This is a genomic window from Burkholderia ambifaria AMMD, assembly GCF_000203915.1.
Lineage (GTDB): Bacteria > Pseudomonadota > Gammaproteobacteria > Burkholderiales > Burkholderiaceae > Burkholderia > Burkholderia ambifaria.
Map to the genome: position 1 here is coordinate 1,705,774 of NC_008390.1, position 17,357 is coordinate 1,723,130.

Annotated in this window: 16 protein-coding genes and 2 riboswitches; of the genes, 9 read left to right on the plus strand and 7 right to left on the minus strand. The window is 67.9% G+C overall.

The window, feature by feature from the left end:
• Positions 1-15 precede the first annotated feature (15 nt).
• The 6 genes from BAMB_RS07790 to BAMB_RS07815 all read left to right on the plus strand — a co-directional run bounded on the left by BAMB_RS07790 (position 16) and on the right by BAMB_RS07815 (position 6,596).
• On the plus strand, positions 16-1,392 hold the full coding sequence (locus BAMB_RS07790) for a lysine N(6)-hydroxylase/L-ornithine N(5)-oxygenase family protein (protein WP_011656828.1): 1,377 nt from the start codon (positions 16-18) through the stop codon (positions 1,390-1,392).
• A 46-nt stretch (positions 1,393-1,438) separates the two neighbouring features.
• Positions 1,439-3,691: a TonB-dependent siderophore receptor gene (locus tag BAMB_RS07795; protein ID WP_011656829.1), complete on the plus strand. Its 2,253-nt coding sequence runs from the start codon at positions 1,439-1,441 to the stop codon at positions 3,689-3,691.
• 86 nt (positions 3,692-3,777) lie between these two features.
• Positions 3,778-4,617 carry a formyltransferase family protein gene (locus tag BAMB_RS07800; RefSeq protein WP_006755049.1) on the plus strand — a complete coding sequence of 280 codons (840 nt, stop codon included), beginning with the start codon at positions 3,778-3,780 and terminating at the stop codon, positions 4,615-4,617.
• On the plus strand, positions 4,617-5,633 hold the full coding sequence (locus tag BAMB_RS07805) for a GNAT family N-acetyltransferase (protein ID WP_011656830.1): 1,017 nt from the start codon (positions 4,617-4,619) through the stop codon (positions 5,631-5,633). Before BAMB_RS07800 ends, BAMB_RS07805 begins: the two co-directional genes overlap by 1 nt.
• 277 nt (positions 5,634-5,910) lie before the next feature.
• On the plus strand, positions 5,911-6,177 hold the full coding sequence (gene vapB, locus BAMB_RS07810; RefSeq protein ID WP_011656831.1) for a type II toxin-antitoxin system VapB family antitoxin: 267 nt from the start codon (positions 5,911-5,913) through the stop codon (positions 6,175-6,177).
• Positions 6,174-6,596, plus strand: a complete 423-nt coding sequence (locus BAMB_RS07815; protein ID WP_011656832.1) for a type II toxin-antitoxin system VapC family toxin — start codon at positions 6,174-6,176, stop codon at positions 6,594-6,596. The genes vapB and BAMB_RS07815 overlap by 4 nt, the downstream gene beginning before the upstream one ends.
• Positions 6,597-6,676: 80 nt before the next feature.
• Here the strand turns inward: BAMB_RS07815 and BAMB_RS07820 are convergent, their stop codons facing one another.
• A complete protein-coding gene (locus BAMB_RS07820) occupies positions 6,677-7,117 on the minus strand; it encodes a MaoC family dehydratase (protein WP_011656833.1) in 441 nt (146 codons plus the stop codon).
• Between the two features lie 92 nt (positions 7,118-7,209).
• On the opposite strand from BAMB_RS07820, the gene BAMB_RS07825 reads away from it, so the two are divergent.
• Positions 7,210-8,262: an RNA-guided endonuclease InsQ/TnpB family protein gene (locus tag BAMB_RS07825; protein ID WP_011656834.1), complete on the plus strand. Its 1,053-nt coding sequence runs from the start codon at positions 7,210-7,212 to the stop codon at positions 8,260-8,262.
• 287 nt (positions 8,263-8,549) lie between these two features.
• Here BAMB_RS07825 and BAMB_RS07830 read toward each other — a convergent pair whose 3' ends face one another.
• Positions 8,550-9,455 carry a nucleotidyl transferase AbiEii/AbiGii toxin family protein gene (locus BAMB_RS07830; protein WP_011656835.1) on the minus strand — a complete coding sequence of 302 codons (906 nt, stop codon included), beginning with the start codon at positions 9,453-9,455 and terminating at the stop codon, positions 8,550-8,552.
• Positions 9,424-10,494 carry a type IV toxin-antitoxin system AbiEi family antitoxin gene (locus BAMB_RS07835; protein ID WP_011656836.1) on the minus strand — a complete coding sequence of 357 codons (1,071 nt, stop codon included), beginning with the start codon at positions 10,492-10,494 and terminating at the stop codon, positions 9,424-9,426. Before BAMB_RS07835 ends, BAMB_RS07830 begins: the two co-directional genes overlap by 32 nt.
• A 354-nt stretch (positions 10,495-10,848) precedes the next feature.
• Between BAMB_RS07835 and BAMB_RS07840 the strand changes: the two genes are divergently transcribed.
• Positions 10,849-12,012 carry a M20 aminoacylase family protein gene (locus BAMB_RS07840; RefSeq protein ID WP_011656837.1) on the plus strand — a complete coding sequence of 388 codons (1,164 nt, stop codon included), beginning with the start codon at positions 10,849-10,851 and terminating at the stop codon, positions 12,010-12,012.
• A 42-nt stretch (positions 12,013-12,054) separates the two neighbouring features.
• On the opposite strand, the gene BAMB_RS07845 is transcribed toward BAMB_RS07840, so the two are convergent.
• The 4 genes from BAMB_RS07845 to cobA are packed head-to-tail and all read right to left on the minus strand — an operon-like array spanning position 12,055 to position 15,126.
• Entirely contained in the window at positions 12,055-13,362 is a 1,308-nt protein-coding gene (locus tag BAMB_RS07845; protein WP_011656838.1) for a cobyrinic acid a,c-diamide synthase CobB, read from the minus strand.
• Positions 13,363-13,365: 3 nt separating this feature from the next.
• On the minus strand, positions 13,366-13,968 hold the full coding sequence (cobO, locus tag BAMB_RS07850) for a cob(I)yrinic acid a,c-diamide adenosyltransferase (protein WP_011656839.1): 603 nt from the start codon (positions 13,966-13,968) through the stop codon (positions 13,366-13,368).
• Between the two features lie 34 nt (positions 13,969-14,002).
• Positions 14,003-14,380, minus strand: coding sequence for a cobalamin biosynthesis protein (locus tag BAMB_RS07855; protein ID WP_011656840.1), 378 nt, complete (start codon positions 14,378-14,380; stop codon positions 14,003-14,005).
• Positions 14,377-15,126: a uroporphyrinogen-III C-methyltransferase gene (gene cobA / locus BAMB_RS07860; RefSeq protein ID WP_041491353.1), complete on the minus strand. Its 750-nt coding sequence runs from the start codon at positions 15,124-15,126 to the stop codon at positions 14,377-14,379. Before cobA ends, BAMB_RS07855 begins: the two co-directional genes overlap by 4 nt.
• A 170-nt stretch (positions 15,127-15,296) precedes the next feature.
• Positions 15,297-15,533, minus strand: a riboswitch (cobalamin riboswitch).
• Positions 15,534-15,670: 137 nt separating this feature from the next.
• A riboswitch (cobalamin riboswitch) is annotated at positions 15,671-15,933 on the plus strand.
• Positions 15,934-16,266: 333 nt separating this feature from the next.
• On the opposite strand from cobA, the gene cobW reads away from it, so the two are divergent.
• Complete coding sequence (gene cobW / locus BAMB_RS07865) at positions 16,267-17,355, plus strand: cobalamin biosynthesis protein CobW (protein WP_011656843.1); 1,089 nt, start codon at positions 16,267-16,269, stop codon at positions 17,353-17,355.
• Positions 17,356-17,357: the final 2 nt, after the last annotated feature.

Consider the following 17,357-nt stretch of genomic DNA (forward strand, 5'->3'; position numbering starts at 1 on the left):
AGGGAGCTGAGAGACATGCAGAGAGAAACCGTATTCGACCTGATCGGCGTCGGCTTCGGGCCGTCGAATCTGGCGCTGGCCATCCGTCTGGAGGAGCGGCGCGCGGCGCGCCCGCTCGCCCATTGCTTCATCGAACGGCAGCCCGAATTCGGCTGGCACCGCGGCATGCTGCTCGACGACTGCCGGATGCAGATCTCGTTTCTGAAGGATCTCGTCACGATGCGCGATCCGAAGAGCCGCTACACGTTCATCAATTACCTGTTCGAACGCGGCCGGCTGAACGAATTCGTCAATCTGAAGAACTTCTATCCGACCCGCGTCGAATTCCACGACTACCTGAGCTGGGTCGCCGACGCGTTCGACGCGCACGTCCATTACAGCGAGACCGTCATGGCGATCGAGCCCGTGCGCGGCGACGGCGCGCGGATCGACGCGCTGCGCGTGCTGTCGCGCGACGCGACCGGCCGCGAGCGCCAGCGCGTGACGCGTGCGCTGTCGGTCGGCGTCGGCGGCACGCCGGCGGTGCCGGATGCGTTCGCCGCGCTCGGCCGCGATCGCGTGATCCATTCGTCGTCGTACCTGACCGACATCGACCGGCTGGTCGCGTCGCCGGACGGCGAACGCCGCCGCGTCGCGGTGATCGGCGCGGGGCAGAGCGCGGCCGAGGTGTTCATCGACCTCGCGCGCCGCTTCCCGCATGTCGACGCGCACCTCGTGATGCGCGCGGGCGCGTTGAAGCCGGCCGACGACAGTCCGTTCGTCAACGAGATCTTCAGCCCCGAGTTCACCGACGTCGTCTACGCGCAGCCGCACGATGCACGCCGCGCGCTGCTCGAGCGCTACCGCGACACCAACTACGCGGTGGTCGACCGGCCGCTGATCGAGCAGATCTACGAAATGCTGTACCTGCAGCGCATCGACGGCACGCCGCGTCATGCGCTGCTCGCGAACAGCGCGATCGAGGGCGCGGTGCGCACCGCCGACGGCCGCATCGAGCTGACGCTGCGCGACCGGATGAACGGTGCGACGCGCGTCGAGCGCTTCGACGCGCTCGTGCTCGCGACCGGTTATCGGCGCGACACGCATTCGGCGCTGCTCGAAGGGCTCGCACCGCACCTCGGCGATGCGCTCACGCGCGGCGACGTCACGCGCGACTACCTGCTCGCGACGCCCGAGCACTTCGCGCCGCGCATCTACCTGCAAGGCTGCTGCGAAGACAGCCACGGCCTGTCCGACACGCTGCTGTCGGTGCTGGCACGCCGCGCGGACGAGATCTGCGCGTCGCTCGAAGACGGGATCGCGCCCGCCCACGACGATGGCGCGGCCCGGGCATTGCATGAACAACGACATCAAAACGGGGCGAGCGCGGGCCGCATGGCTTTCGCTCTTTGACAAAGGCGCGGTCGGAGACCGCATCAAAAAAGTGGAGCAGAGAAAGATGGAGTGGGCAACAGGCACGCGTTTGCGTGCGATCGCGGCCGCGGCGAGCGTGACGTTCGGGATGGCGGCAGGGCACGCATTCGCGCAGACGGCGCCGGCCGTGAACGCAGGCGCCGCGACGTCGACTGACAGTGCGCGCAACGGTGCGGCGGCGAGTGCGGGGGCCAGTGCGCCGAATGGCCCGGCGACCGGCACGCTGCCGGCGATCAACGTCAACGCGGGCTCGGAAGGCGACGGCACGGTCGGTCTCGTCGCGAAGCGCAGCCGGACCGGCACCAAGACCGATACGTCGATCAATGAAATTCCGCAGACGATCAACGTCGTCACCGCGCAGCAGATCGAGATGACCGGCGCGACCGACGTGAACGCGGCGCTGCGCTACGTGCCGGGCTTCTCGTCGTACGGCTCGGACAACCGTTCCGACTGGTACGCGGCGCTGCGCGGCTTCACGCCGACGGCCTACGTGAACGGCCTGCAGGTGCCGAATACACTGAACCTGTCGAGCTGGCGCGTCGATCCGTACATGATCGACAGCATCACCGTGCTGCGCGGGCCGACGTCGGTGCTGTACGGCGCGGGCGACCCCGGCGCGATCATCGACGTGCAGACCAAGACGGCCGACGGCGAGCGCGTGCGCGAAGCCGGCGTGCAGTTCGGCAACTATGCGCGCAAGCAGTTCATGATCGACGTCGGTGACAAGCTCGACGCGGACGGCAAGTATGCGTACCGGTTCGTCGGCGTCGCGCGCGACGGCAACGCGCTGACCGGCCCGAACAACGACCAGCGCGTCGCGCTCGCACCGACGTTCCGCTGGCGCCCCGACGCCGATACGTCGCTGACGCTGTCGGCCACGTACCTGCAGGACTGGGGCGACATCTCGTCGAACTTCCTGCCGGCGCAAGGCACGGTGCTGCCGAACCCGAACGGGCAGCTCGACAAGGACGTCTACGGCGGCGACCCGAATTTCAACTACTACCGCAAGAAGCAGTGGTCGCTCGGCTATCAGTTCGAGCGGAACCTGAACTCGATGTGGACGTTCCGGCAGAACGTGCGCTGGATGCACCTGTCGCTCGACAACGGTTCGGTGTTCGGCGCGGGCTTCGCGGACGGCAGCCTGACCGACATCAACCGCTGGGCCGGCGTGTTCCAGACGAACTACAGCCGCTTCGACATCGACAACAACCTGCAGGGCCGCTTCGGCACCGGGCCGCTCGAGCACACGCTGCTGCTCGGCTTCCAGTACAACCGGCAGACCGCGACCGACAGCGAATGGCTGGCCGCCGCGCCGACGCTGAACATCTACAACCCGGTCTACACGCCGGTCACGCTGTCCGTGTTTTCGCCGCCGAACACCACGTACCGTACCAACACGTACACGACGATGAACACGTTCGGGCTGTACGTGCAGGACCAGATCAAGTGGAACCGCTGGACGCTGACGCTCGGCGGCCGCGAGGACTGGGTCAACCAGCGGCTGGACGACCGCGCGGGCGGCACGCAGTCGAAGGCCGACATCACGGCGTTCACCGGCCGCGTGGGCCTTACGTACCAGGGCGACTACGGGCTGTCGCCGTACATCAGCTACGCGACGTCGTTCAACCCGCTGATCGGCGTGAACCTGTACGGCGGCGGCCTGCCGCAGCCCACGCGCGGCAAGCAGATCGAGGCCGGCCTGCGCTGGCAGCCGCCGGGCAAGAACCTGATGCTGAACGCGGCGATCTACCAGATCAACCAGACCAACGTGCTCACGTCGACGCCGCTGAATCTCGACCCGTCCGGTACGACGTCGATCCAGACCGGCGAAGTGCGTTCGCGCGGCATCGAGCTGAGCGCGACCGGCAAGCTCACGCGGAACCTGTCGCTGATCGCGTCCTACGTGTACCAGGACGTGAAGAACGTGAAGGCCAACGACGCGTCGCTGAACAACTGGCCGGTCGACATTCCGCGGCCGCGCCAGATGGCGTCGCTGTGGGCTGACTGGACGTGGCACACGGGGCCGCTCACGGGCTTCGGCCTGGGCGGCGGCGTGCGTTACCAGAGCGCGGCGGCCGGTGCGGCGGACAACTCGCTGACGGTATCGAGCTACACGCTGTTCGACGCGGGCGTGCACTACGACACGCGTAACTGGCGCTTTGCCGTGAACGGGACGAACCTGTTCAACCGCCACTACATCAGCGGTTGCCAGTCGACGAGCGTGTGCATTTTCGGTACCGACCGTACGGTGATCGCCACCGCGAAATACAACTGGTGACGCCGCGCGCCGCGGCGCGCCGGCCGGCCTTCGGGCCGGTGCGGGCGGGCCGCGGCGCCGTCGTCCGCTTTTTCCACGACGCCTCCATGCCGAAGAAAAATCTCGTCTACATCCAGTCGCTGCGCAACGGCGCGGCCGATCGCGCCGGCCAGCCGGTTGCTTACCAGGGCGGCACGCGCTACATGAAGGCGCCGCTCGAATTCCTCGTCGAGCGCCTGAACGACTCGCCGCTCGGCGAGCGCTACACGCTCAAGGGCGTGATCGTCGACGACGACGAAGGCTCGCCCGCCGATCGCGCGAAGGTCGCCGACTACGGCTTCGCGCGCACGCCGGGCCGCCCGTGGATCCTGCCCGACGGGCTGACCGTGCAGGGGCGGCCGGTCGACGAACTGTTCTGCACGATCGCGTCGACGTACCGCCGGCTGCCGCGCGACGCGCGCGAGCGCGTGACGGGCAAGCAGGCGTTCGAGCGCCGCCTGCTCGAACGCCTGCTCGAACTCGACGCCGACGTGGTCGTGCTCGACGGGCTGCTCGTGATCCTCGACGAGCTCGTGCGCCCCGGCGCGCGCTTTCACCGCCGCATCGCGAACATTCACCCCGGCATCACGGCCGACGATTCGCCGTACCAGCGGCGCGGCGCGTGGGCGACGCTCGACGCGCTGCACGGCGCGCGCGGCGAACGGGTCGACTGGGCGAGCGGCACGACGTCGCGCGTCGAGCCGGTGACGATGACGGGCGCATCGTTCCACTACGTCGACAACGGCATCGATTCCGGCGAGGTGATCTGCGACGTGCTCGACACGCCGATCGCGCCGGACGACACGATTCTCGAACTGCGCTGGAACAACTTCCAGCGCAGCCTGTTTCCGGCGCTCGAGCGGGGGCTGCACATCCTCGCCGACCGCCACGACGCGGGAGCACTGTGATGGAAGACACCCTCACGAAACCGGCCGGCCCGGCGGACGCCGTCGAAGGCGAGGTGGCCGCGGCGCTCGACGGCGCGGCGCCCGCGCATGCGACGGCCGCCGCCGAGCGCACGCTCGACGCGTGGCGGCCTGACGATCCGCCGGCCGCGCTGCTCGCGGAATTCGTCGCGCTGTTCAACACGGACACGCGGCACGACGCGGCGACGGTGTCGGTGCCGCTCGGCGGCGCCGGGCCGGCGGCCGTCGCGTCGTACGTCGCGCGCGCGGTGCGCGAGGGCGTGATCGACGGCGCACAGGTCGCGGGCGACCGGCTGCGGCTGAGCGCATCGCGCGCGACGTTCTGGCAGAACCCGCGGCCGTGGCTGAAGGCGCCTGCATCGGGCGGGATGCCGCTGCGCTACGCGATCACGAACGGCCACCGGCATCCGGTGCGGCCGCCGTCGCCGGCCGGCGAGATCTATGCGCGCTACATGCCGCAGGTCGGGATGACGTTCAGCCTGCGCACCGTCGACATCGACGAGCATGCGCAGTTGTTCAGCGACTGGATGAACCTCGATCGCGTCGCGCATTTCTGGGATCAGCGCGGCACGCGCGACGAGCACGCCGCGTATCTCGCGGAGCGGCTCGCCGATCCGCACATGCATCCGATGATCGGCTATTTCGACGACACGCCGTTCGGCTATTTCGAGTTCTACTGGGCGAAGGAGGACCGCCTCGCGCCGTTCTACGACGCGCACGACTACGATCGCGGGCTGCATCTGCTGATCGGCGACTCGCGCTTCCAGAGCGCGGGCAAGCTGCATGCATGGTGGAGCGGGGTGCTGCACTACATGTTCGTCGACGAACCGCGCACGCAGCGGCTCGTCGGCGAGCCGCGCGTCGATCACGTGCGGCATATCGCGTACATGCATCGGCTCGGGTTCTACACGCTGAAGGAGTTCGACTTCCCGCACAAGCGGGCGGCGCTCACCGTGATGGAGCGCGAAACGTTCTTTGACACTTTCCGGTTGCCGTGATGGAGCGGGGGCGCGAAGCGTCGATGCGCCGATGCGTCAATTCGCAAGCGACGACGTTTCGCGCGGTCGAAGGGCCGCGGACATCGGCTGTTCGGGATATGGATCGGGCGGGCGGCATGAGGAAGAATGGATTGCATCCTCATCGCAGACAGGTCCAATCGACATGGCAAGCACACCCGCGATAGCATCGGGCGCGATCCCCGCAGCACGTTCCCCGACATTGACATATGCCGGCATATGCCTAAAATGGGCGCATCGTACTCCTGTGGAGTGGCTTATGCGCACTGTTTCCATTTTCAAGAACGCCCGTAACCAGGCAATCCGCATCCCGAAGGACATGGAGTTCGAGGGTGTGACGGAACTCGAGATCCGCCGCGAGGGCGACACGTTGCTGCTGCGTCCGGTGCGGCCGACGTGGCTGTCGTTCGCGACTGAACCACGGGCCGATGCCGACTTCCTCGTCGAGCGCCCGACGGTCGTCGAAGCCGGTCGTTTCGAGCTGCCCGGCGCCGATGACGATGCACAGACGGAGTCGGCCCGGTGACGACGCTCTACATGCTCGATACGAACATCTGTTCGTTCATCATGCGCGAGCGGCCATCCGCGGTGTTGTCCCGGTTGCAGTCGTGCGTCAATGCGCAGCACCGGATCGTCGTGTCGGCGATCACCTATGCCGAGATGCGATTCGGCGCAGTCGGCAGAAAGGCTTCGCCGAAGCATGCGGAACTCGTGACGGCCTTTGTTTCGCGGCTGGATGGCGTGCTGTCGTGGGATACCGCGGCGGTCGATGCAACGACCGCGATTCGCGTCGACCTTGCCGCACGTGGCACGCCGATCGGCGCGAACGACGCGTCGATCGCCGGTCACGCGATCGCGGCCGGTGCCGTGCTTGTAACGAACAACAGTCGCGAATTCAGCCGTGTCGCGGGGTTGTCGCTCGAAGATTGGGCAGCCTCGGCCTAGGGCGGCGAATGCACGATGGCGGTGTTGTCGCGCGGCAGCGCGTTTGAGTGACCGCGGTGTTGCCCGGGCCGGGCGGGATTCTACTCCGCGGTGAGTGATTCCTTCGGCATGCTGAGGCTTCTCGATTTGGCGAGAACGCAAACGTCCCCGTTCTCGTTGACCAACGAACCTTCGAGCGTAATAACGTCACCTTTGAGCTTGGAGTTGGCTTCGACTGCCACAATGTGCCACTCCATCCGGACGGCTTCGCCTACCGCGACCGCCTTGCGGAACTGGAACTCGAACTCCAGGCCGAGACCTGCTCTGCGCTCTGTCAGAAAAGTCGCGACCATTCCCATCATCATGGCGGAATAGTGTGTGCCGCTCACGATCAGCCCGCCGAACCTGGTTGTTTTTGCAAACTCTTCGTCGTGGTGGAGGGGGCTCATGTCTCCGGCCAGCGTTGCAAACTGCCGTACAGAATCGACGTCGAACGTAACAAGTTGCGAGGTGGTTTCGCCTACCTTATAGCTTGAATTCATCAGAATTTGCTCCGAGAAACCCCGCCATTGATGGCGGGAAGGAAAGGAGTGCTGTTGACAGGCAGCTTCTTGCACGGGTTAGGATCACCGGCATGATCCTTGTCTACCGCTACCGCGTGAAGTCGCTCAACGGACTGCTCAACAAGCAGAGCCGTGCGGTGAACTACGTCTGGAACTTCTGCAATGACACGCAGAAGCACGCGCTCAAGTGGAGCAAGAAGTGGCCGACGGGATTCGATCTGAACGTGCTGACGACGGGGAGCAGCAAGGCGCTCGGCATCCACTCCGGCACGATCAACGCGACGTGCGAGCAATATGCGAAGTCGCGCAGTCAGCACCGTCGGCCCTACCTGCGCTATCGCGGCAGGAAATCGCTGGGCTGGGTGCCGCTGAAGGGGCGTGACCTGAAGCGCGAAGGCGACGCGTTCCGTTTCGCCGGCAACACGTTTCGGGTATTCCACAGCCGACCGCTTCCCGAAGGCAAGATCAAGGACGGGACCAACTTTGCGCAGGATGCGCGTGGCAACTGGTTTCTCAACATCGTGATCGAGATGCCCGATGTTCAAGTCCGCCCGATCCGTTCCGGTGTCGGCATCGATCTCGGCTTGAAAGACTTCGCCACACTTTCGACGGGCGAGAAGCTGCCCAATGACCGATTCGGCCGACGCGCGGCGGAGAAACTGGCGAAAGCTCAACGGGCGCGCAAGCACAAGCGACATATCGCGAAGCTGCATGCCAAGGTCGCGAATGCCCGTGCCGATTTCCAGCACAAGCTCGCGCTCGATCTGGTGCGACGCTTTGACTACATGGCGGTCGGTAACGTGTCGGCCGCCAAACTCGCCAGAACCAGGATGGCGAAAAGCGTCTACGACGCATCCTGGTCGTCCTTCCGAGACAAACTCCGTTACAAGGCGATGGCGCACGGAGCCACGTTCGAGGAAGTCGACGAAAGCGGTTCTACCCAGTCCTGTTCGTCGTGCGGATCGAAAGACAGCACGACGCGGCCGAAAGGTATCGCGGGACTGCGAATGAGAGAGTGGGCCTGCGATGGCTGTGGTGTCGTGCATGATCGAGATACCAACGCTGCGCTGAACATTCTCCGATGCGGACGTGCATCGCCAGGTGTGGGAATCACCTGCCTTTAGGCGGGTGAGGACGTCAATTGCATGCAATTTCCCTGAAACGTCGGATTCGAGGTCTCAACTTGCTTGACCCGGATCAGAGCAGCGATGTGAGGTCGCTTATGGTGTCCTTGCCGCGAGGAAGTCTGTGCAGCAGCGACAGGATCTCACAGGCGTTCTGAATCAGTCGCGCATCCCCAGTGTGCTTGACGCATTTAATGAATTTTTGATCAATCTCATCTAGGGTCATCGGATCAGCCTCGGCCTAGAGCGGCGAATGCACGATGGCGGTGCTGTCGCGCGGCAGCACGTCACGCGTGAGGAACGGGCGGTTCCGAGAGGAAAGCACTGCGGAACGCGTCGAGATACCGGTCAGCGTCATCGTTGAATTCACCAGGCAACAGCGCGAATGCGCGGCCCTGCAGGTCCTGCGCGAGGGTCGCGTAAACCGCTTCGTCCGATAACAGCGCGCGGATCGCCTCGTGCGTTTGCGGCGAAGCAATCCGCTTCGCATCGCGCGCGAGCAACCCGGCCGCCGCCAGCTCCGGCTGGAAGCCGTGCCGTTCGAGCAGATCGGGCGCGACGTCCCAGATGCGCTCGCGATTGCCCGCGTCGTGAAAATGCGTGAGCAGGAACAGCAGGTCGTACGCGTCGCTGTTCTGGCGCGCGCCCCGATCCTTCCACGCGAGCAACTTCAGCAGCGCGAGCGCCGGCAGGCTCGCCACCGGCACAGCGATATCGGCGCCGATCGACACGGCCAGCGCCGTATCGACCGCCTCCTGAAATCCCAGCACGTTCAGCACGAAATCGCCGCGCGGCGGCCATGCGATTTCGCCGGGCGGTGCTTCGAGCGGCCCGAACGGCACGAGATCGAGCTCCGTGCGAAATCCTTGCGTCCCGCTGTCGAACAGCAGTTTCTGCTGATGCTTCGGCGCACGTGCGAATTGCCCGGTCGCGACGAGCGCATCGACGAGCCGCTCGTGAAACGGCCAGCTCACTGCGCACACCGCGACGTCGACGTCGCGCGTCGCACGTACCGGCCGGATGCCGTGGACATGCCACATCAGGATGTCGCGCGCAGTTGCGCCGGCGACGACGAATGCCGTGTCGAGTTGCACGCAGGTCGTGCCGACCGCCTGCAGCAGCGCGGCGGCCGCCGGCTCGAGCGGCCGGCGCGCGTCGACTTCAAGCGGGCGGGTGGGCGAGGTATCGGTCATGGATGTGTTCGGCGGCGGCAAGATTGCGGCTGTCTCCGGACGAGACGAGATCCGCGTAGATCAGCAGCGGCGGCACGAGCGGCACGTCCTGCTCGCGCCAGTCGAGCGCCGGCGACGGCGGCCAGAACGCTTCGAGCAGCTCGACGTCGCCGCGCTCGTCCGGGCGCAGGCGCGCCTGAAGCAGCAGGCGGTTCGGCACGGCGCCATGCGTATAGACGGTGACCGCGGCTGGCTTCAGGTCGTGCGTCAGCAGGTCGGCCGCCGGTTCACCGCCGAGCCGCGCATCGAATGCCGCGAAATCGAAGCCGCGCCACCAGTCGGGCGTGACGGCGGCAAATCGCCGGGCCGGCAGTTTCGCGCGCAGGCGGCTCGGATACAGCGCGACCCATTCCTGCACGAAGCGCGGCCAGTCGGGCATCAGGCGCTCGCCATTGCGCCGCTGCGCGACGAGGCCGCGCGCGAGCAGGTCGTCCATCGCGAGATTGACCGTGCCGAGCGCGACGCCCGACGCGGCGGCGATCGCCCGGTACGGTTGCGCGACGAGGCCCGGCTGCGTCGCGAGCGCGAACATTACGGCGAGCCCCTTGGGCGTGGTCGCGCGCGACGCCTGCCGGCGCGGCGTGCGGGAAGGTTTCGGCCGGCCGGAGATCAGCACGGTCGCCTCCGGCAGGATCAGGCTCGCGTTGCCGGCGGTATCGAGAAACGGGATGCCTTGGTCGGTCAGGCGGGCGGCCAGCTCGGCCGACACATACGGCGCGACCAGCATTAGTTGCTGCTCGCCGGGCAGCGGGGCGGCGCCGCGGCGAAGCAGCGCGGCGCGGGCGTCCTGCACCGATTCGACGCCAACGCTCACGGCGGCCGGCATCTCGAAGGTCTGCCCGCCAATGCCGAAGCGGATCATCGCGTCGGCATGCGCGCGGAATGCGGCCGGCACGCGCACCGGCCGTGCGTTGAAGCGTCCGGTCGCGCGTTCGAACGCGGCGCAAGCTTCGTCGAGCACGTGCTGTTCCGCTATCGACAGGGTGGCGTTCTCGGGCATCGGGAGGGGTCGCTTGTTCACTTTTTTGTCAGCGTACACAAAAAATGTACAGCCGTCAAAAAATGAACAAGAACGCTCAACTCTTTGATGCGACGGAATTATTCCGGAATGGCGAACGGCAATCAACGCACCCCCCACCTGAGAAATCGAGACCGAACACGCAGTGTCGCGAATCCCCCTCGTGCGCGGCAGTCGCCCGGATGGCCGGTATCCGCCGGCGGGCGACTTCTCATGTGCCGAGATGATCGACCAGCAACCCCAGGTTGCCTCCACGACGACTTTCTGTCTGTCCGGTTGCTGCTCAACGGACTATCCTTGCCCGCACATTCCCCACCAAATCCAGGAGACGACACCGTGACGCACAGCGTGATCCCCGCAGGCCTCGCCGACGAAATGATCGAGATCCGGCACCGCATTCATGCCCACCCCGAACTGGGCTTCGAGGAATTCGCGACGAGCGACCTCGTTGCCGAGCAGTTGCAGGCATGGGGCTACACGGTGCACCGCGGGCTGGGCGGCACGGGCGTGGTCGCGCAGCTGAAGGTCGGCAACGGCACGCAGCGCCTCGGCCTGCGCGCCGACATGGACGCGCTGCCGATCCACGAGTCGACCGGCCTGCCGTACCAGAGCACGATCCCCGGCAAGATGCACGCGTGCGGTCACGATGGCCACACGGCGATGCTGCTCGCGGCCGCGAAGCATCTGGCGCGCGAGCGGCGCTTTTCCGGCACGCTGAACCTGATTTTCCAGCCGGCCGAGGAAGGGCTCGGCGGCGCGAAAAAGATGCTCGACGACGGGCTGTTCGAGCAGTTCCCGTGCGATGCGATCTTCGCGATGCACAACATGCCGGGCTTCCCCACGGGCAAGTTCGGCTTCCTGGCGGGGCCGTTCATGGCGTCGTCGGATACCGTGATCGTCGACGTGCAGGGGCGCGGCGGCCACGGCGCGGTGCCGCACAAGGCGATCGATTCGGTCGTGGTGTGCGCGCAGATCGTCATCGCGCTGCAGACGATCGTGTCGCGCAACGTGTCGCCGCTCGACATGGCGATCGTCACGGTCGGCGCGATCCACGCGGGCGACGCGCCGAACGTGATTCCCGATCGCGCCCAGATGCGCCTGTCGGTGCGCGCGCTGAAGCCCGAGGTGCGCGACCTGCTCGAGGCGCGCATCAAGGAAGTCGTTCATGCGCAGGCGGCCGTGTTCGGCGCGACCGCGACGATCGACTACCAGCGCCGCTATCCGGTGCTCGTCAACGATGCGCGGATGACCACGTTCGCACGCGACGTCGCGCGCGAGTGGGTGGGCGAAGCGAATCTGATCGACGAGATGGTGCCGCTCACCGGCAGCGAGGATTTCGCGTTCCTGCTCGAGAAGCGGCCGGGCTGCTACCTGATCATCGGCAACGGTGACGGCGAGGGCGGCTGCATGGTGCACAACCCCGGCTACGACTTCAACGACGCGGTACTGCCGACCGGCGCGTCGTACTGGGTCAAGCTGGCCGAGACGTTTCTGGTGTGACGGTGAATGCGGGGAATCGGTTCAATCGCGGCATGTTCCGAGCTAGAACACAACATCCCCGCTGAACAACGCCACCACTGCATCCGGATTCGACGGCCAGTACATGTGCATGTACGTCGCGACGATCGAACCCGTGCGATACACGGCTTCGCCGCTGCCGGGCTCCCCATCGGGCCGGGCGGCGGCGGCCACCGGCGCCAGCGGCGTGTCGAGCCGCGAATAATGAAACGTATGACCGCGCATCGGCCCGCTGCGCGTATCCAGCTGCTGCATGCCGAGCGCCGCGAACCGGCGCTGCATCGTCGCATGGCCTGACAGCAGCCCGAGCATCGATGTCGTCGCGCCTTCGACGTCGGTCAGCGACTCGCACAGATACACCATTCCCCCGCATTCCGCGACGATCGGCCGGCCGGCCGCCGCGTGCGCGCGAATCGTCCGCGCGGCCACGGCATTCGCCGCGAGCGTCGCCGCATGCAGTTCCGGATAGCCGCCCGGCAGGAACAGCGCGTCGCACGCGTCGGGCACGGGTTCGTCGGCGAGCGGCGAAAAGAACCGCAGCTGCGCACCGAGCGCCTCGAGCAGCGCGAGATTGGCCGGATAGATGAACGAGAACGCCGCGTCGCGCGCGATCGCGATGCGCTTGCCGGCGAGCGCGCGCGGCAGCGGGGCGCGGGCCGCCGGTTCCGCGAACGACACGGCCGGCGGCAATTCGGCGAGCGCCGTCTGCGCGAGCACGTCGGCCGCACGCTCGAGCCGCGCGTCGAGATCGCCGATGTCGGCCGGCTGGTGCAGGCCGAGATGGCGTTCCGGCAGCGCGATGCCCGCATCGGCCGGCACGTGCCCGAGCCAGCGCAAGTCGTCCGGCAGCGCCTGCCGCAACAGTTCCGCGTGTCGCGGCGACCCGACGCGGTTCGCGAGCACGCCGTGAAACGGCACCTCCGGCCGGAACCGCGCGAGCCCGAACGCGATCGCCGCGAACGTCTGCGCCATCGCCTTCGCGGAAATCACCGCGACGACCGGCACCCCGAACGCGGCCGCGAGATCGGCGCTGCTCGGCGTGCCGTCGAACAGCCCCATCACGCCTTCGATCAGGATCAGGTCCGCGTCGCGCGCGGCATCGGCGAGCAGCGCGCGGCAGCCGGCTTCACCGACCATCCCGAGGTCGAGCGCGTGCACGGGTGCGCCGCTCGCGCGTTCGAGCAGCATCGGATCGAGAAAATCCGGCCCGGTCTTGAACACGCGCACGCGCCGGCCGAGCCGGCGGTGCAGCCGCGCGAGGCCGGCCGTCACCGACGTCTTGCCCTGGCCGGACGCGGGCGCGCTGACGAACAGCGCGGGGCAGGCCGGCATCGCTCAGAACTCCACGCCGGGCTGCGCCTTCACGCCTTGCTCCTTGTACGGATGCTTGACGAGCCGCATTTCCGTGACGAGGTCGGCCGCGTCGATCAGTGCATCGGGCGCATGCCGCCCGGTGACGACGACGTGCACCGAATCCGGCCGCGCGACGAGCGTCGCGAGCACTTCGTCGAGCGGCAGGTATTCGTACTTCAGCACGGTGTTCAGCTCGTCGAGGATCACCATCCGGTACTCGCCGCTTTCGATCATCCGGCGCGCCTCGTCCCAGCCCTTGCGCGCGGTGGCGACGTCGGCGTCGCGGTTCTGCGTATTCCACGTATAGCCGTCGCCCATCGTCACGAAGTCGCACTGCGCGACCGCGCCGAGGAAGTCCCGCTCGGACGTGTGCAACGCGCCCTTGATGAACTGCACGACGCCGAGCCGCATGCCATGGCCGAGCACGCGCACGGCCATGCCGAAGGCGGCCGTGCTCTTGCCCTTGCCGTTGCCGGTGTTGACGATCAGCAGGCCCTTTTCCTGGGTGGCGGCAGCCTGCTTCTTTTCATGGCCGGCGCGGCGGCGTTCGGCCATCCGCTGATGGGATTCGGCATCGGTCTTCATCGGGAATCGTCCTGTCGAAAGCGAAACAAAGGGTTCAGAGCGGGCCGGCGAGCGCGACCGTCACGCCGTCCCGACTGGATTTGGGGCCGAGCAGCCGGCCCTGCGGCGCCGCGAGTTGCGCGCACGGCTCGGCCACGCCCGCGACGCCGAAACGCGCGAGCGCGGCCGCCGACGGGCCGCTCAATGCCGGTTCGGAGCACTGCGCGAGCTGCGCCGCGTCGAACGCGACGAGCGGCCAGCCGCGCCGCGCGCACAGCGTGCGCAGCGGCCGGGCACGCGCCTTGTCGGCGAGCGTCGCGACGACGGCCGGCTCGGCGTCCGGGTGGCTGGCCAGCGCCGCGCGGATCGCGGCATCGAGTTGCGCGGCCGTCACTCCCGCGCGGAAACCGACGCCGAGCGCGACGCGCATCATGCGCGGCCGCCAAGCGCCGCGCGCACCGCGGGATCGTCGGCGAGCGCCGCGACGCGGCCGATCACGACGATCGCGGGCGAACCGATACCGGTCGCGCGCACGCGTTCGACGATCGTGTCGAGGGTCGCGAGCACGTGCCGCTGCCCGTCACGCGTCGCGTTCTCGATCGCCGCGCACGGCGTGTCGCCGGCCACGCCGCCGTCACGCAGCGCGGCTGCAATGGTGTCGAGCCGGCGAATGCCCATGTAGATCACGATCGTCATCCGCGTCGCGGCCAGCGCGCGCCAGTCGGGTTCGTCCGCGCCCGCGCCGTGGCCCGTGACGAAGATCACGCCCTGCGCGTCGCCGCGATGCGTGACCGGAATGCCGAGCGCGGCCGGGGCGGCGATCCCGGCCGTGATGCCGTTCACGACCTCGACCGGAAACCCGGCCGCGCCGAGCGCGAGCAATTCCTCGCCGCCGCGGCCGAACACGAACGGATCGCCGCCCTTGAGCCGCGCGACGCTGCGGCCCGCGCGCAGATGCGCGAGCATCGTGGCGACGATCGTTTCCTGCGGCGTCGACGCATGGCCGCCGCGCTTGCCGACGTGCTCGATCAGGGCGTCGGCGCGCGCGTGGCGCAGCACGTCGGGGTTCACGAGATCGTCGACGAGCAGCACGTCGGCCGCGGCGATCGCGCGCACGGCCTTCAGCGTCAGCAGATCGGCGTCGCCGGGGCCGGCGCCGACGAGCCATGCGCGGCTCATCGGACGCGGCACGGCGCGCACCGTGTCGTGGCAGTGGAAAGGGGACAGCGAGCGGCACATCGGCGGCCGGCGGACAGGCAATGCATGACGGATCGAGCGAAGCCCGCGCGAGCGCGGGCGGAAAGCGCACCCCATCCGTCCCCCGCGGATCGGGCGTTCGGCGAGCAGCGGGCTCGCCCCTTGCGTCGGCCGGTATCCGGGCTGGCCGCTTGCCAGGCCGCAGCCTTCCCGCCCGCTGAAGGGCAGTGGCATCGCGGGCGGCCTGGGCGCGTGCGGGGAACCGCGACGCGCGGGCGGCGTACCGTTGCGGGGACAGCACAGGCCGGGCGGACGTCCGCCTCCTGTTTCCCGTTTAACTGCGCACGCCGGAGGAGCGCGCGCGAGCACCGAACGCGGCGCATACGATAGCACAGCGCCCGGGCCGCGCGAACCCGCCGCGCGGTCGCCCGGGGTGGCCCCGGACGTGGCCCCGGGCGCGCTGCCGCGGCCATGCAGGACATCCCGCGGCGGCCCGTTTCACCTTGACGCTCCCCGCACCGCCGCCTACACTCGCACGCGTTTTGGTGCTCGCGCGCGCTCCTCCGGCGCGCGCAGTTAAACGGGAAACAGGGAGCCTGCCTGCGCCGCAGTCGAGCCAACCTGTGCTGCCCCCGCAACGGTAAGCGAACGCGTCGCGCCCAGCGCGACGCAGCGCCGCTTCGCCGCATGCCTGCCGCATGCGGACGACCGCCACTGGATGCCGCGCATTCGGGAAGGCGAAGCGGCGTGTTCGTCAGCCCGGATACCGGCCGAAACGTTGGGGTTCAGCGCCGCGGGGAGGCGGCGCATCGTCCACGGCCGCAGCATGCCCGACACCCGAGCGTTTCCCGCTTCCTCCACCGATCCGTCCGCCGCACGCGCGCCGCGCCGGGCCGGCGCGACGAACGGCAGGCGGCGCGGGCAGGGCCGGCGGCAGCCGTGCCGGCATTGACCATGCCGACCGTTCACAAGGAAGCGTCATGTCCGATTCGTCGTTCCGTGCGTCGTGCGGCCGTCCGGCCGGACTGCGCCGCGCCATCCCCGCGATCCGCCCGACGACATGCCGCGCCGCATTCGACGCGACGATCCCGGCCTGATTCCATTTTCGCCACAGGACCTACCATGACCCTACGCAAGCTTCCCGTCACGATCGTCACGGGCTTTCTCGGCAGCGGCAAGACCACGCTGATGCGCCACATCCTGCAGCACGCGGAAGGCCGCCGCATCGCGGTGATCGTCAACGAATTCGGCGAGCTCGGCATCGACGGCGAAATCCTCAAGGGCTGCGGGATCGGCTGCGACGATGCGGAGGGCGCGCAGGGCGAAGCGTCGGGCCAGCTGTACGAACTCGCGAACGGCTGCCTGTGCTGCACCGTGCAGGAAGAGTTCTATCCGGTGATGGAAGCGCTCGTCGAGCGCCGCGCCGACATCGATCACGTGCTGATCGAGACGTCGGGCCTCGCGCTGCCGAAGCCGCTCGTGCAGGCCTTCAACTGGCCGACGATCCGCAACAGCTTCACGGTCGACGCGGTCGTGACGGTCGTCGACGGGCCGGCTGCCGCCAGCGGCCAGTTCGCCGAGAACCCGCAGGCCGTCGACGCGCAGCGCCGCGCCGATCCGAACCTCGACCACGAATCGCCGCTGCACGAACTGTTCGCCGACCAGCTGTCGTCCGCCGATCTCGTGATCGTGAACAAGGCCGATCTCGTCGCCGACGCGCAGTTCGCCGAAGTCGAGGCCGCGATCCGCGAAGAGATCCCGCCGCAGGTGAAGATCGTGCGCGCGACGCGCGGCGAACTGGATCTCGCGATGCTGCTCGGGCTCGAATCGGCGTCGGAGGAAACGATCCACCTGCGGCACGACCATCACGGCTCGGCCGACGACGGCGATCACGATCACCATCACGACGATTTCGATTCGGTCGTGGTGTCGGGCGACGCAGGCTCGCGCGAAGCGACGATCGCCGCGCTGCAGCGCGTCGTCGAGACGCACACGATCTACCGCGCGAAAGGCTTCGCGGCGCTGCCCGATGCGCCGATGCGGCTCGTGATCCAGGGTGTCGGCCGCCGCTTCGACAGCTATTTCGACCGTCGCTGGCAGGACGGCGAAACGCGCGCGAGCCGCTTCGTGCTGATTGGCGAGGATCTCGACCCGGCCGAACTGCAGCGCGCGTTCGACGCCGCGTGCGCGGCGCAGACGCAGCAGGCGTAACG